Raw genomic sequence first — 14,963 nt, forward strand, 5'->3', positions numbered from 1 at the left:
AGCAGGAAAAGTTTCGGAAAGTCGCTGAATTATGCGCGCAGAAGGTGGACGGTGAACCACTCTTTGGTATCACTCCACGTGCGTTCTACGGACAAGCCGCCGTTTTCAGCGATCGCGTGGACCATCGGCATCGTGAACTTGTAGCTGTTCTCGGTGTGGATGGTTTCACCCTTGCGAAACTCAATATCGAGATCGAGCGCGCCCAGCGACACACTTTGACGGCGCAAGCTTTCGAGATGCATCTCGATGCGAGACAATTCGTCGTTCCACACAATGCGATGAGCGAACTGATCCACATCGAAGTCGGCGTTGAGCTCGCGATTGAGTCGCACCAGCACGTTCTTGTTGAACTCAGCGGTAACGCCTTCGGAGTCGTCGTAAGCAGGAATGAGAACGTCGGGGGATTTGCGCATGTCGGTGCCGAGCAGGAGAGCGTCGCCCTGGTTCATGGAAGAACGAACCTGCTTGAGGAACAAGCCGGCTTCGAGCGGCTCAAAGTTGCCGATGCTCGATCCGATGAACAGGAAGAGCTTGCGCCCTGCGATCCGCCGGAACTGCGGCATGCCCTGGGTGAAGTCGAGAACCTTGGGAACGACCTGCAATTTCGGCAGCAACTGTTGCATGCGCACGCCGCATGCATCGAGTGCGGAGGCAGAGACGTCCACCGGGTAGTAGGTGATCGGCTCACCGGCCTTCATCAGCGCGTCGAGCAAGAGTACGGTCTTCGAGGCGCTGCCGGCGCCGAGTTCGACCGCCGCGGTGCACGCTGCAGCCTGCGCGACGATGTCGGCGGCGTTGTCGCGGAAAATCTTCCGTTCGGTTGCGGTGGGATAGTACTCCTGCAGTTCGGTTATCTGATCGAAAAGCTCGGAGCCGCGCGCGTCGTAAAACAGTTTTGGCGAAAGCGTCTTTGGATTACGCGTGAGGCCGCTCATAACGTCGTCGGCAATCGGCGAGAGCTTGGGCTCCTGGAGTCTAACGTGCATTGGCCGCTAACCTGATTCCCATGAATTGCCACCGAGCCTGTGGCGGGAAGAAATTGCGATAGCTGGCCCGAATGTGAGACTGCGGCGTGGCGCACGAGCCTCCACGCAACACGAACTGATTGCACATGAACTTGCCGTTGTACTCGCCGACCAGGCCCGCTGCCGGCTGAAATCCCGGATAGCCAACATATGGGCTGGCGGTCCACTCCCAAACGTCGCCGTAGAACTGTGGCGCATCCGCGGATGGCGCAACGGTTGGATGAAATCGTCCGGACTCAGCGAAGTTGCCGCGTATCGGCTGAGATGCCGCAGCGTGTTCCCACTCGGCTTCGAGCGGCAGCCGCGCATTGGCCCAGTGTGCGTAAGCATCGGCCTCGTAGAAGCTGACGTGGCAAACCGGCTCATCGAGATTTACCGGCTTCGTTCCAGCGGCGGTGAAGACACGCCACTGCTGTCCGTCGCGATCCCAGTAAAACGGCGCTTCCCATCCCTGCGCATTGACGGTGTCCCAACCATCGGAGAGCCACAACTCAGGCCGGTGGTAACCACCATCCTGCATAAATGCTAAGTACTCGCGATTGGTGACCAGCCGATTCGCCAACTTGTATGGCTGCAAAAGAACGCGATGCCGAGGCTCTTCGTTGTCGAAGGAGAAGCCGGAGCCGGTATGCCCGATCTCGACTTCCCCACCGTCGAATGCCGACCAGGTGAGCGGAGGAGCAGAACGACTTTCTTCGTCTGACGATTCAACGAACGCGGGCTGCAAGGGCTGGGTCCAGAAGGCGTGCTTGATGTCGGTGACGATCAGTTCCTGGTGCTGCTGTTCGTGATTGAGGCCGAGGACGATTAGAGTTCTCGCGCTCTCCGGCAGATCCGAATCGATCAGCCGCTCCATTGCGGCGTTCACGTGGACCCGATACGCGAGCACGCGATCGAGCGTGGGACGCGAAAATGTGCCGCGCATCCCGCGCACCGGATGCTTTCCGACGCCTTTGTAATAGGAATTAAAGACCGCCCGAAAAGCCGGGTCGTAGGCTTTGTAGCTGGGCTGGAACTCAGCAAGCAGGAAAGTCTCGAAAAACCACGTGGTGTGGGCGAGGTGCCACTTTGCCGGGCTTGCGTCCGGCATGGACTGGACCATCAGGTCCTCTGGCGCGAGATGGGCGACCAGTCGCTCGCTGAAAGAGCGCACGGACGAGAACTGTTTTGCCAGGGCCTTGCTGTCTGGCCCTGTCTGGATCGCCGACATTCGTTCGCTCATAGCCTGCTCTTAATAAGATGCGGTTTTTGCTCGAAAGACCCAGCAGAAAAACGTATTGGCTCGCTATGGGATGGCCGCGCGTTGTATGTCGGTTCAAAACTTTCGCCCAACCAATACCAAAGCGTCGAATTCGGATGGGTCTCACGGATAACACCTTCGTCCGCCACCTAAGTTGCTGTGTCTATTGCGCTTCATTTACGCTGGTGTTATCAAGTAGAGTTTCAGCGCGAGTGGATTTGCGGTTCGGGGCTCGCCTCCGGGGAGAGCGAATGAAAGTGGTTGTGCTTTGCGGCGGACTTGGCACGCGGTTGCGCGAGGAAACCGAGTTTCGCCCCAAGCCGATGGTGGAGATCGGCGGCCGTCCGATCCTGTGGCACATTATGAAGGGCTATGCCGCTTCGGGCTTCCGAGAGTTTGTACTCTGCCTGGGTTACAAGGGATCGGCGATCAAAGAGTACTTCCTGAACTACGAGGCGATGAACAACGACTTCACGATCAACCTCGGGCGCCACTCCAAACTTGAGTTCATGAACGGCCACGCCGAGCAGGATTTCCAGGTGACGCTGGCCGACACCGGGCTGAACACGATGACCGGTGGCCGGGTGAAGCGGATCCAGAAGTACATCACCGACGACACCTTCATGATGACTTATGGCGACGGTGTCGCGGACGTGAACATTCCCAAGCTGCTGGAGTTCCATAAATCGCACGGCAAGCTCGCGACGGTGACCGCGGTCACCCCGAATTCGCGCTTTGGCATTGTGGACATGAGCAGCGAAGGCAAAGTGATGAAGTTCATCGAGAAGCCGCGTACCGATGGGCGGGCCAATGCCGGGTTCTTCGTCCTGAACCGCAAGGTCTTCGACTACATCTCCGGCGACGATTGCACCTTCGAGCGCGAACCGATGGAACGTCTGGCTGCCGACGGCCAGTTGATGGCGTACAAGCACGACGGCTTCTTCTACGCCATGGACACCTATCGCGAATACGAGTTCCTGAACGACCTGTGGGCCAAAGGGCAGGCGCCGTGGAAGGTTTGGCAATGACAAACACTTTCTGGCGCGATCGCTCGGTCTTGGTTACGGGCGCCACCGGCCTTCTCGGCGGATGGCTCACGCGACACCTGCTCGAGCAAGGTGCTTCAGTCACGGCGCTGGTGCGCGATTCCGTGCCGCAGTCGGAGTTTGAACGCTGCCTGATGCGCCAGCGCGTGAACGTGGTGCAGGGAGATTTGAGCAAGCCACAGTTGCTGGAGCGGGTGCTTGGCGAATACGAGGTCGAGACCGTTTTCCATCTCGCGGCACAGACGATTGTTGGGATCGCGAACCGCAATCCGGTCTCGACGTTTGAGAGCAATATTCGCGGGACGTGGAATTTGCTGGAAGCGTGTCGTCGTTCGCCGAACGTCAGCGCGATTGTGCTGGCGTCGTCCGACAAAGCCTATGGCGATCAGACGGTACTTCCGTACACCGAAGATATGCCACTGCAAGGCCGCCATCCCTACGACGTAAGCAAGTCGTGCGCCGACCTTATTGCGCAGTCGTACGCGCATACGTTTCGTGTGCCGGTGGCGATAACGCGTTGCGGGAATTTTTATGGTGGTGGGGACCTCAACTGGAACCGCGTGGTCCCGGGCACGATTCGTTCCGTATTTCGTGGAGAGCGTCCGATTATTCGCAGCGATGGAAAGTTTGTGCGCGACTACTTCTATATAGAGGATGGCGCGGCGGCTTACATGCTGCTTGCCGAGCGACTCACGGTCGATAAAAAGTTGATTGGCTCGGCGTTTAATTTTTCGAACGAAGCGCAAATCAACGTACTCGACCTGGTGAACACGATCCTTCAGAAGATGAACTCGAACCTGAAACCGGAGATCCAGAACCAGGCGAATAACGAGATCCGGCACCAATTCCTGAGCGCCGAACGCGCGCGCAAGCAGCTCAACTGGCGGGCGCAGTACACGCTTGACGAAGGCCTGGAGCGCACGATCGCCTGGTACAAAGAGGTATTGCAGTAGTGTCCCGCGCCGACGAACTCCGCCAGAAAATACGCGCGTTGACCGCCGACTATTACGGCGAGGCTTTCGCCGCGAAGCCGTTTGTTCCCGGCGAAACTCCGGTGCAGGTTGCTGGCCGCGTGTTCGATGCGGAGGAGATGGAATCGCTCGTGGATTCCGCGCTCGACTTCTGGCTCACCACCGGGCGCTTCGCCGAACAGTTCGAACGCGAGTTTGCCAAGTTCATGAGTGTGCGCACGGCGACATTGGTGAACTCGGGTTCCTCTGCAAATCTTGTCGCAGTGTCGGCGCTAACTTCCGAGCGGCTGGGAGATCGTCGTCTCAAGGCTTGCGATGAGGTCATTACCGTCGCCGCCGGATTCCCGACGACCGTTAATCCGATCATCCAGGCCGGGCTGGTGCCAGTGTTCGTTGACATTCAACTCGGCACCTACAATATCGACCCTTCGCAACTCGAAGCGGCACGATCCGACAAAACGCGCGCGGTGATGATCGCGCACACGCTGGGCAATCCTTTCGATCTCGATGCGGTGACGGCGTTCGTCAAGAAGTACGACTTATGGTTGATTGAAGACTGCTGTGATGCCGTGGGATCTACCTATCGCAGACAGCGCGTGGGGAGCTTTGGCGATCTCGCAACGACGAGCTTTTATCCGGCGCACCACATCACAATGGGCGAAGGCGGAGCGGTGCTGGCTGAGAAGCCGCTGCTCAAGACGCTGATTGAGTCCTTCCGCGACTGGGGCCGCGATTGCTGGTGCGCACCGGGTGACGCCAACACCTGCGGCAAACGCTTCGACTGGCAATTGGGCGAACTGCCCCACGGCTACGACCACAAATACACGTATTCGCACATTGGCTACAACCTGAAGGCGACCGATCTGCAAGCTGCAGTGGGTGTCGCGCAGTTGAAGAAGCTGCCTGGGTTCATCGAAGCGCGAAAGAAAAACTTTGCTGCGTTGCACAGCGGATTGGCCGATATGCAGGAAGTCTTCGCGCTGCCCGAAGCGACGGCTCATTCCGATCCCGCGTGGTTTGGATTTCCGATCCTGCTCCGCGAAGATGCGCCCTTCGAACGCAAAGAACTGATCAACTATCTTGATGAGAAGAAGATCGGGACGCGATTATTATTCGGAGGAAATCTTACGCGGCAGCCGGCTTATAAAGATGTTCCCTATCGCAAAGTCGGCTCGCTTGCCAACAGCGACATCGTGATGAATCGGCTGTTCTGGATCGGTGTTTTCCCTGGGCTGACTCCGGCGATGCTCGAGTACATGATCGAAACTCTTCACGCTGCGCCGGCTGCGATCGCCGCCAAGAAAACTTCCGCTACGCTTCCGGTGCGATAGTGATGGCGAACCCGCTCGCCGACGATCTGGATCACATCCTCGAACACACCGAGGGCTTGTGGGAAGAGCTCCGAGGGAACCGGATTTTCCTTACCGGCGGCACCGGCTTCTTTGGCTGCTGGCTGCTGGAAAGCTTTCTCTGGGCAAATGAACGGCTGCATCTCGGAGCCGCCGCCACTGTGCTCACGCGCGATCCGGCGTCCTTCCGCGCGAAAGCGGCGCATCTCGCGGAGAATCGGGCGGTCACGCTGCCTGGCGGCGATGTACGCAGCTTCGCTTATCCCGACGGCGGATTCTCGCATGTGATCCATGCGGCGACGGATTCGGCCATCGTGCCTAGCGCTACGGAGATCACAAGTACGATCGTCGAAGGCACCGAGCATGTTCTCGCCTTTGCTGACCATGCGAATTGCGGGAAGTTTCTCTTCACCAGTTCCGGCGCAGTCTATGGAATGCAGCCGCCGGAGATGAGCCACATGTGCGAGGACTCCGGCGGGTGGCCCGCTCCGCTGCATCCGAGTACGCCTTACGGTGAAGCCAAGCGGGTTGCCGAAGCGAAGTGTCAGGCGGCGCAGGCGGCGGATTTCGAGACGAAGATTGCACGGTGCTTCGCGTTTGTCGGGCCATACATGAATCTCAACGTGCACTTCGCGATCGGCAACTTCCTTCGCGACCAGATGCGCGGGGGGCCGATCATCGTGAAGGGCGACGGCAGGGCCGTGCGCTCGTATCTCTATGCTTCCGACCTTGCGATATGGCTGTGGACGATATTGTTTCGAGGGCCGTCGGGGCGAGCCTACAACGTGGGTTCGGAGGATGCGATCAGCATTGGTGAACTGGCACGGTTTATCGGATCGCATGTGGATCCGGCTGTGGACGTGAGGATCGATGGATCTCCGAGTTCTGCGTCTGGTCCACGATACGTGCCCTCGACGGAGAGGGCTCGCGGCGAACTGGCGTTGGAACAGTGGGTGGGTCTTGAAGAAGCGGTGCGCAAAACGCGTAGGTGGTTCGTTCTAACCCAACCGGAAGGGACGTAGCAGCAGTTACTTCGGATTCCCCGAACGTGGTACGAAGATGAGTTCTAACGCCCGCTTTTTCGATGCTTCCCGTTACAATCTTTAGGCACACGCTCCGAAAGAGAGGACCCCCAGCCATGGCGGCGAACAACGGCCAGCAGCAGCATCCCGCAGTGCGTATCGGATCGAAGATGGTGGGCAAGGACCAGCCCTGCTACGTGATCGCCGAGATCGGGATTAATCACAACGGCGACATGGATATCGCAAAGCGACTGATTAGCGTAGCCGTCGGCGCGGGTTGCGATGCCGTCAAGTTCCAGAAGCGCACCATCGATGTGGTTTACACCGCGGCGGAACTGGCGAAGCCTCGGGAAAATCCGTTCGGCGCGACGAATGGCGACCTGAAGCGCGGGCTGGAATTCGGGCTGGAAGAATTCAAGGAGATCGATCGCTATTGTCGCGAAGTGCGGATGCCATGGTTCGCGTCGGCATGGGATGAGGCTTCTGTCGATTTCATCGCGCAGTTCGATGTGCCCTGCTTCAAGATCGCTTCCGCTTCGCTTACTGATGACAATCTTCTGCGCCACACGCGGGCGACGGGCAAGCCCGTTATGCTCTCGACGGGCATGAGTACGGTTGAGCAGATCGATCATGCGGTGGATGTGCTGGGAAAAGATAACCTCATCCTTTTGCAGGCTTGCAGCACCTATCCGGCTTATTACGAAGAACTGAACTTGAAGGCGATCCACACGCTGATGGATCGCTACGGCGTTCCGGTTGGATACTCCGGCCATGAGACCGGGCTTCCGGCGAGCATCGCCGCGGCTGCGATGGGCGCTTGCGTTCTGGAGCGGCACATCACGCTCGATCGCGCCATGTGGGGCTCGGACCAGGCGGCGTCGCTGGAGCCGAATGGAATTACACAACTGGTGCGATATCTGCGCATCGTTGAGAAGTCCATGGGAGATGGCGTGAAGCGCGTTTTGGAGCGCGAACAGCCGGTCATCCAGAAACTGCGCCGCGTTGGAGGCGGGCAGTGATCGAGATCAAGGCCATCGCCATGGACGTGGATGGTGTTCTGACCGATGGGGGCGTCTGGTGGGGGCCGAACGGCGAGGAGTGGAAACGATTCTGCTTCGCCGACATCATGGGGCTCTCGCTTGCTCATAAAGCAGGCATGAAGCTGGCGCTGATTTCTGGTGAAGACAGTCCCCTGGTGGATCGCATGGCCGCGAAGTTCGCCGGGACTGCGGTCTTCAAACCGTGTAAAGACAAGCGCACCGCGCTGGAACAATTCATTCAGAGCAATGGCCTGGCGCCGACGAACGTGTGTTTTATCGGCGATGACATCAACGATCTCGGCGCACTCGAAATCGCCGGCTTGCCTTGCGCACCGGCCGATGCACGACCGGCAGTGCTGGCGAAATGCCGGCTCGTCGCAAATGCACGCGGTGGGAACGGTGCGGTACGCGAAATTATTGATCGAATTTTGGCAGCACAATCTGCGGGCGGATAATTCGCCCATGCACTCTTAGGAACGTCCTTTGTCCCAGCCATACGTAAGCGAAACCCGCAACATTGCAAGCTATGCCGTAGATCTGGTGGCCGCACTCGGCTCCGACACGGTCTTCAGCCTCACTGGCGGCATGGCCATGTTCATGAACCGCGCCGTTGCCACCCATAAACGCCTGAAGCCGGTGTACTGCCAGCACGAGCAAGCTTGCGTCGCTGCGGCTGAGGGCTACACCAAGGCCGCGGACTTTCGTCGCGCTGGCTTTGCCCTGATCACAGCTGGCCCTGGCGTCTCGAACTCTGTGACCTCCCTGCTTTCTGCCTACGGCGACTCTGCGCCGGTGATCGTTCTGGCCGGACAGATCAAAACCGACGACATTGATCGCTTCGGCACCCGCGCGCACGGAATTCAGGAAGTGCCCTCGCAGGCATTGATCACCCCATGTGTGAAGAAGTTCGCTCGCGTGGATCCGCTGAACTATCGAAAGCAACTCGTAGAAACGCTGGCGGAAGCATTCGCAGGACGCCCCGGCCCGGTCTTCATCGAGATTCCGCTGGATGTGCAAGGTGCACCGATCGAATACAGTGTCGAGACAATCGTCGCTGATCAAGCCGAGATAGAAAAACGAATTATCGCTTCGCGCGACGCACAACAGAGTCTGGCGCGAATCTCTGATGCACTCGGCGAACTTCTCAAGGCCAAGCGTCCGCTGCTCTATGTTGGAAATGGCTGCCGCATCGCGGGAGTAGAAGAAGCCGCCCGCACGCTGATTTCCCGCTACGATCTGCCCGCGGTTTTCTCCTGGCTCTCGTTCGATATCCTGGCCAGTCAAGATAAACACTGGTTTGGCTGCCCGGGCGGACTTGCGCCGATCTATTCCAACGAAGTGCTGGCGCGCGCCGACGTAATTCTCTTTCTCGGAGCGCGGCTTGATCTCGGCACTACCGCTTTCCAACGCCACGCTTTTGGGGACCAGGCCCGGCGCCTGTTCATCGACATAGATCCCGCCGAGTTGGCGAAGTTCGCAGGTTTCCCGAATACCAAGTGCATCGAAGCGGATCTGCATGCACTCCCAATCGCCGTCGAACAACACGCGACGACGAACAGCGCAGCCGGAGAAGGCTGGCTGCAATGGTGCATCGCTCGCAGAGACCAATATCTTCCTGAAGAACGCGAGCGCCTGCAGTCCACGGAAATGACGGTGTTCGGCGTCGCTGAGCTTCTCTCGCGATGGTCTGACGGCAAAGTGTTCGTACCCGCCAGTTCCGGCTACGCGGAAGAAACTTTCTCGCGGTTCTTCGCGCCGGGTCAAGGCACGCGGTTCTTCAACGGGGCGTCGCTTGGATCTATGGGTTTGGGATTGGCACACTCCATCGGCGCTTCGTTCGGCTCGCCGCGACGCGTGATCGGACTCGAAGCCGATGGCGGCCTGATGCTCAACGTCCAAGAACTCGCGACGTTGTCTCACTACGCTCCGAAGGGCCACGTTCTCTTCGTGTTGAACAACGGCGGCTATGAATCCATTCGCGCTTCGCAGAGCCGCTATTTTGGCGCGGTGAGTGGCGTTGATGGCGAAACGGGGCTGTTCATTCCTGACCTCGCGAAGATCGCCGAAGCCTTCCAACTCCGCTATTTGCGCGTAGATTCCCTCGCTGCACTCGACGAGTTGCTTCCGAAGCTCGACCCGAATGATCCGCCCATACTGGTTGACCTCTGCGTTGCGCGCTTCGAAAATCGTGGGCCTTCGGTAAAGACCAAGATCGGCGAGGACGGGAAGCCCTACACCACGCCGTTAGCGGAGCTATCGTGGTAAGCATGAAATCATCGCGCAGTGGACGGCAGGAGTAGCACAGGATGCTCGGCACATCGATGCAGTGGTTGAAAACCCGCCTGGTGAAGCGCGGACCCGATAGCAAGCTGGTTCAAACCGCGCTCCGTACCCATGCACGCAAACACGGATACCAGGTCGCATTTGCCGATGGGACGATCGAGATTAGTAAGCAGGCCCGCACGCTGATCGTGAGCAAGTCTACTTTCGTCCAGGTACCGATCCTGCTGGAATGCTTCGATCTCTTTTTCGATTGCGTGGAAGGGCGATCGGAAAACGGCTCCCTAGTTCTCGACTTCTCTAAGCCAGCCAAGCATCGTTACCGCAAAGACGGCGCCGAGTTCTACTTCCCTTCTCTCCCCGAAGAAGACGTGATGGGCGCGTATACCGAAGGCTACACGCCGCAACCCGGTGATGTTGTTTGGGACGCCGGTGCACACGCGGGCGCGACCTCGTATTACCTGGCGAAAATGGTTGGCCCGACCGGCAAGGTCTATGGCTTCGAGCCTGACGCCAATAACTACAGCTATCTTCTGAAGAACATCGAATTGCACAGCGCGCAGAACATCATTCCGGTGAAGAAAGCGTTGTCCGGAACCACGGGAACAGCGCGCTTCTGCATGGACGGCACGATGTGCGCCGGCATTACCGACTACCTCGTCTATTCCGAGGAAGCGAAGTTTGAGACGGTTCCTACCATCACCTTCGCCGACGCGTGCGCCGAGCTAGGTTCGGTCCCGCGCTACGTGAAAATGGACATTGAAGGCGCAGAAGTAGCGACGATCGAGAGCGCGCGTGGGTTTCTGAAGGAACATCCAATTCATTTCGCGATTGAGAGCTATCACCGCGTGGATGGCGAGTTCACCTACAAACCGCTGGAACGTATTTTCGCCGAGATCGGATATCGCGTTTGGTCGAGCGACAAGTTCGGGCAGATGTTCACCTGGGCCGCTCCCAAAGAATAATTACGGCAGGCTGCGCGACGGCGGAACCGCGTACAGCACCAGGTCCCAACCTTCCAAAAGATGCGGTCGCAAGTAGAGTTTGTACTCCGGATCCAACTCGTGGATGTAGAGCGGCAGCACCCAGATGTCGTCCTGCCGATGATAAGCGGACATTGCAAGAATCGGTTTGTTCCGGCGGATGGACTGCGCCGCGCCGCGCAGCGTCGGCAACTCGAATCCCTCGACGTCGAGCTTAAGGTAGCTCACGGGCGCATCGCCCAAGACGGAATCCAAGGTCACGCACTCCACCTCGAGATCGCCCGCGCCCACGCTGGAAGCCACTCCCGCACCAGTCATCATCCGCACGCGCACGTTCGTCTCTCCGGTCGCAGCGTTATAGCAGCGAATCCTTGGCCGCACTTCGTCCGGTAAGGTCGCCACGCGAGCCATCAGTTTGTCGCAATTCGCCGGGTCCGGTTCAAACAGCCAGGCGCTTGAGATGCGATTGCGCGACTCGGCAAGAAACTGGGCGAGCGTGTCGCCATCGTATGCTCCGCAATCGACGAAGTCCTCGTGATCGGTGATGGAGAAGAGCTCTTCGCGGAAATAGATCGGCACTACCGGGTCTGGCAGAGATTCGGAATCGCCGAAGAGCCGCCAGCGTAGTTGCGCGACAAACTCGCGTCGCGATAGATCATCCGCCATCAACCCGAACGCCTTGCGAATGGCGCCGGCCTGCTCGTGCGCACGATGAGGCAAATCCAGCGCGTAGCGCGGAAGCAGGTGTTCCGCGTACTTCCAGAAGAGTGGAAGGAATGGCACAACGGTCTTGCAGCCTTGCGATTGCAGATGCGCGATGCGCGCCGCCGTCTTCTCAGTACCCTCGCCTCGCCACACGGTGACGACAAACACTGCGGTCGAACCGTATCGCCGAATGCCTTCGGCAGGGCTCAGGACCGGAACGCCCTCGACCCGCTGCCCCCAAAGTGCGGCGTTGTTGTCGATGAAGCAGATCGGCTCGATACCGGCATTTCGCAGCCCAGAGGCGGTATAGCGGCCATGTCCACCGGCGCCAAAGAGCAGGAGATCGGTGCGGTCCTTGCCCGCCAATTCGTCGAACGACGTGGCTTCCCGCAGCTTTGCACCAGCTACGCCTTCGGCGAGCAGACGCTCTAATTCTTCCCCAGGATCGCGCATTTCTTCGGTCAAAAGAGCCTCAGGGCTACCAGCAGGTTCGGCCGCCATCAACGACCAGATTCGCGCCCGTCATGTATGAAGAGGCATCGGAGCAAAGGAACAGAATCGCCCCGCGATATTCATCCACGTTGGCCATGCGCCCCATCGGAATGAGATTCGTCAGTCGCTCGACGAAGTCTTCCGGCTGATTATTGGCAACGCCGCCTGGCGAAATCGCATTTACGCGCACGTGTTTGTCCGCCCAATAAGTCGCGAGATAGCGCGTCAGTCCAATCAACGCCGACTTCACCACCGAGTACGTAATCGGCTTCACCGGTTGCATGTGTTCGGCGGTGCCCGGTTGGCGATAGATGCGCTGGTCGGGACCGATGATCGCAAGGTCGGACGCCACGTTCAGGATCACGCCACCCCCCGACTTCGCCATGTGGGTACCGAATGTCTTGCAGCACAGAAATGCCCCGGTGACGCCGACAGCGATATCTGCCTCCCACTGGGCAAGCGGAAAATTCTCGAGACGCGAGAAGTTGACCTCGGCGCTGGCCTCCACGCGCGGATTGTTAGCAGCGTTGTTGATCAAGATGTCGACGCGGCCGAAACGCGCCAACACTGTGTCCAACAACTGCGATACCTTCTCGGGCTGGGTGATGTCGCAAGCGAACCCAGCGGCCGGAACGCCAAACTGCTGGCCGATCTCCGCGGCCTTCGCTTCCGCCCGCGCCGCATCAATGTCCACCAGCACCGGAGTGCCTCCCGCGCTTGCAATTGCCGACGCGTGTTGAAAGCCAAGCAGACCGGCGCCACCCGTAATCACGGCCACTCGCCCGCTGAGATTAAATGGATCGTTCACCGTTGTGCCTCACGAAAGTTCGACAATCTTTTGCGTCTGGATCGACTGCTTCACAGCGAGTGCGAGCTTTAAGCTCCACACTCCATCGTGCAAATCCGTTACAGGTTGCTTGCGCGATTTTACGCAATCGAGGAAGTGTCGCATCTCGGAAATAAAAAGCTGGTTCCGATCAAAGCCTTCCCATTGCGCGCGCTCCACGAGTTCGCCTTTCGTGTCGTAACGCGATACTGAGAGCGTCGGGAAATCGAGCACTGCTTTCCCTTGATCGCCGATCACTTCGCAATTTCGGCTCGGCGGACGCTGCAGGTAATCCTGGTGAAGCTGGACCGCGAGCGGACGACCGTCAACACTGCATTCCATCAGAGTGCTCGCAACATCTTCGACGTCCACTTCCAAGTTGCTGAAGTGCCCACCAACCGCGTAGATGCGCTTGGCTTTTCCAAACAGTGCGGACAAATAATCGAACTCGTGAATCTGCGAAAGCACTACGCCACCGCCGAGATCGGCGCGCGCAGCGTATCCCTGGCGGTAGTCCTCGTACTTGTGCCATCCGGGCAGATACTCTCCGACCGTGGCTCGCACCGCGAGGAGATTCCCCAGCAGTTTCTGCTGAACGACTTCTTGCACGCGTAAGAAGCACGGGTGGAACCGGAGTTGGTAGCCGACCATCACGACCAACCCGCGCTGTTGCACCTCGGCTAGCAGTCCGTCGACGCCATCCATGGTGTGTGAGAGCGGCTTCTCGATGAACAAGTCACAGCCTACACGCGCGCACTCCAGGGCAATCGGGATATGCAAGCTGCTGGGATTGGCGATGACCGCGATGTTCGGCTTCTCCGCTAATGCCTGCGTGAGATCGCCAAACACACGCACGCCGTACTCTTGCTCGACGTTGCGATCATTGTCCAACTGCAACGTTGGCGTCACCACGGCAGTATCGCGCCGGACGCGGTAGGCCAAAACCTCCGCCTTGTCTCCGAGGATCGTGCGCAGATTGCGCAGGTGGCGCTGCCCTACCCCGCCGAGGCCGACCATCAGGACCTTCACGCGGCCTCCCCGGAACCAATCGTATTCAGATACTTCCGAACGAAGGCGACATTGCTCTTCGTCCATTCGACTTCATTGTCCGGCTCGCCACGCGCAACTTGCAGGGTGAAGTCGCCGGCGTATCGAACCCGTTCCAGTTCGCGGAAGAGCGTGGGAAAGTCCGCGTCCCCGGTACCCAGGGGAACGGTGGATCCACCTTTTACGCGGTCCTTGATGTGGACACTTCCGACGCGGTCGCCGTAAGCACCGAATTCGTCGGCGGGATTGTAGCCAAGCGAGGAGCTGTTGCCTGAGTCGTAATTCGCTTTCAGAAGCGGGTGCGGTAGCTCATCCAACAGGCGCTTGAAGTCGGCCGGGCCCAGCGAGGTCTCGAGGTGCAACTCGAGTCCGGTCTCTTCTGCATACGGAAGAGCTGAGCGCATGGCGTTCACTACGTCTCGAAAGTCGTCATCGGTTTTGATGGCGGAGATATCTACGAACGGGATTACCACGCGAAGAACGCCGACTTTACGACCATTCTTCAGAATCTGTTGCAATTGCGCCAATCGTTCGGCGCGCTCCTGTGCCGTGCAACGGACGAATGGGAAGTCCATGAAGTAGTCGGCGCAGATGGCACGGATTGCGACGCCGGTTGAGTCCATCAAGCGCTGGAGATGTTCGATGCCCTTTTCGGCGCGCAGCGGGTTGACGTCGTCGCCATAGTGGTCGACGATCCATTCGATGTAGTCGATCGGGACGGCCGCGGCGTTGGCGAATTCATCTGCCCAGCGCGCGCGCGGAAAACTCTGGAACCGGCCCGGTTCCGGTGGCACTAGTCGTCCCTGCATGATGCCCAGCTTCGACAAGAATGGACCTCGCGTCCTTCGAAAAGCGCTTGGGGTAAAGACTTTTGCGCGTTGCTATTATCATAGCGGAGTCGCCAGCGCGCTCGAACCGTTGATTCGCGGGCGCTGCT

Annotated in this window: 14 protein-coding genes; 8 read left to right on the top strand and 6 right to left on the bottom strand. The window is 58.8% G+C overall.

Annotated elements, in window-relative coordinates; translation table 11 throughout:
* Positions 1 to 29: 29 nt before the first annotated feature.
* Together egtD and egtB are read right to left on the bottom strand one after the other, a co-directional pair.
* Entirely contained in the window at positions 30 to 986 is a 957-nt protein-coding gene (gene egtD / locus ACID345_RS14620) for an L-histidine N(alpha)-methyltransferase (RefSeq protein ID WP_011523637.1), read from the bottom strand.
* Positions 976 to 2,247 carry an ergothioneine biosynthesis protein EgtB gene (gene egtB, locus ACID345_RS14625; RefSeq protein ID WP_011523638.1) on the bottom strand — a complete coding sequence of 424 codons (1,272 nt, stop codon included), beginning with the start codon at positions 2,245 to 2,247 and terminating at the stop codon, positions 976 to 978. Before egtB ends, egtD begins: the two co-directional genes overlap by 11 nt.
* A 269-nt stretch (positions 2,248 to 2,516) precedes the next feature.
* Between egtB and rfbF the strand changes: the two genes are divergently transcribed.
* The 8 genes from rfbF (at position 2,517) to ACID345_RS25635 (ending at position 10,938) form a co-directional block, all read left to right on the top strand.
* Positions 2,517 to 3,293, top strand: coding sequence for a glucose-1-phosphate cytidylyltransferase (rfbF, locus tag ACID345_RS14630; RefSeq protein WP_011523639.1), 777 nt, complete (start codon positions 2,517 to 2,519; stop codon positions 3,291 to 3,293).
* The gene (locus tag ACID345_RS14635) at positions 3,290 to 4,264 is read left to right on the top strand and encodes a GDP-mannose 4,6-dehydratase (protein WP_011523640.1); all 975 of its coding nucleotides are present in this window, start codon (positions 3,290 to 3,292) and stop codon (positions 4,262 to 4,264) included. Before rfbF ends, ACID345_RS14635 begins: the two co-directional genes overlap by 4 nt.
* Complete coding sequence (gene rfbH / locus ACID345_RS14640) at positions 4,264 to 5,613, top strand: lipopolysaccharide biosynthesis protein RfbH (protein WP_011523641.1); 1,350 nt, start codon at positions 4,264 to 4,266, stop codon at positions 5,611 to 5,613. The genes ACID345_RS14635 and rfbH overlap by 1 nt, the downstream gene beginning before the upstream one ends.
* A 2-nt stretch (positions 5,614 to 5,615) precedes the next feature.
* The gene (locus ACID345_RS14645; RefSeq protein ID WP_011523642.1) at positions 5,616 to 6,653 is read left to right on the top strand and encodes an NAD-dependent epimerase/dehydratase family protein; all 1,038 of its coding nucleotides are present in this window, start codon (positions 5,616 to 5,618) and stop codon (positions 6,651 to 6,653) included.
* Positions 6,654 to 6,769: 116 nt separating this feature from the next.
* Positions 6,770 to 7,672, top strand: coding sequence for an N-acetylneuraminate synthase family protein (locus ACID345_RS14650; protein ID WP_011523643.1), 903 nt, complete (start codon positions 6,770 to 6,772; stop codon positions 7,670 to 7,672).
* On the top strand, positions 7,669 to 8,148 hold the full coding sequence (locus tag ACID345_RS14655) for a KdsC family phosphatase (RefSeq protein ID WP_011523644.1): 480 nt from the start codon (positions 7,669 to 7,671) through the stop codon (positions 8,146 to 8,148). Before ACID345_RS14650 ends, ACID345_RS14655 begins: the two co-directional genes overlap by 4 nt.
* Positions 8,149 to 8,176: 28 nt before the next feature.
* The gene (locus tag ACID345_RS14660; RefSeq protein ID WP_011523645.1) at positions 8,177 to 9,958 is read left to right on the top strand and encodes a thiamine pyrophosphate-binding protein; all 1,782 of its coding nucleotides are present in this window, start codon (positions 8,177 to 8,179) and stop codon (positions 9,956 to 9,958) included.
* A gap of 41 nt (positions 9,959 to 9,999) precedes the next feature.
* A complete protein-coding gene (locus ACID345_RS25635) occupies positions 10,000 to 10,938 on the top strand; it encodes an FkbM family methyltransferase (RefSeq protein ID WP_011523646.1) in 939 nt (312 codons plus the stop codon).
* On the opposite strand, the gene ACID345_RS14670 is transcribed toward ACID345_RS25635, so the two are convergent.
* Genes ACID345_RS14670 through ACID345_RS14685 form a run of 4 tightly spaced genes read right to left on the bottom strand, consistent with a single transcriptional unit; the run spans position 10,939 to position 14,853 of the window.
* Positions 10,939 to 12,126: an FkbM family methyltransferase gene (locus tag ACID345_RS14670; protein WP_041855743.1), complete on the bottom strand. Its 1,188-nt coding sequence runs from the start codon at positions 12,124 to 12,126 to the stop codon at positions 10,939 to 10,941.
* Between the two features lie 13 nt (positions 12,127 to 12,139).
* Positions 12,140 to 12,961, bottom strand: coding sequence for an SDR family oxidoreductase (locus ACID345_RS14675; protein ID WP_011523648.1), 822 nt, complete (start codon positions 12,959 to 12,961; stop codon positions 12,140 to 12,142).
* Positions 12,962 to 12,970: 9 nt separating this feature from the next.
* On the bottom strand, positions 12,971 to 14,008 hold the full coding sequence (locus ACID345_RS14680) for a Gfo/Idh/MocA family protein (RefSeq protein WP_011523649.1): 1,038 nt from the start codon (positions 14,006 to 14,008) through the stop codon (positions 12,971 to 12,973).
* Positions 14,005 to 14,853 carry a sugar phosphate isomerase/epimerase family protein gene (locus tag ACID345_RS14685; protein WP_011523650.1) on the bottom strand — a complete coding sequence of 283 codons (849 nt, stop codon included), beginning with the start codon at positions 14,851 to 14,853 and terminating at the stop codon, positions 14,005 to 14,007. Before ACID345_RS14685 ends, ACID345_RS14680 begins: the two co-directional genes overlap by 4 nt.
* Positions 14,854 to 14,963 lie beyond the last annotated feature (110 nt).

Source organism: Candidatus Koribacter versatilis Ellin345 (assembly GCF_000014005.1).
Taxonomy (GTDB): Bacteria; Acidobacteriota; Terriglobia; order Terriglobales; family Acidobacteriaceae; genus Korobacter; species Korobacter versatilis_A.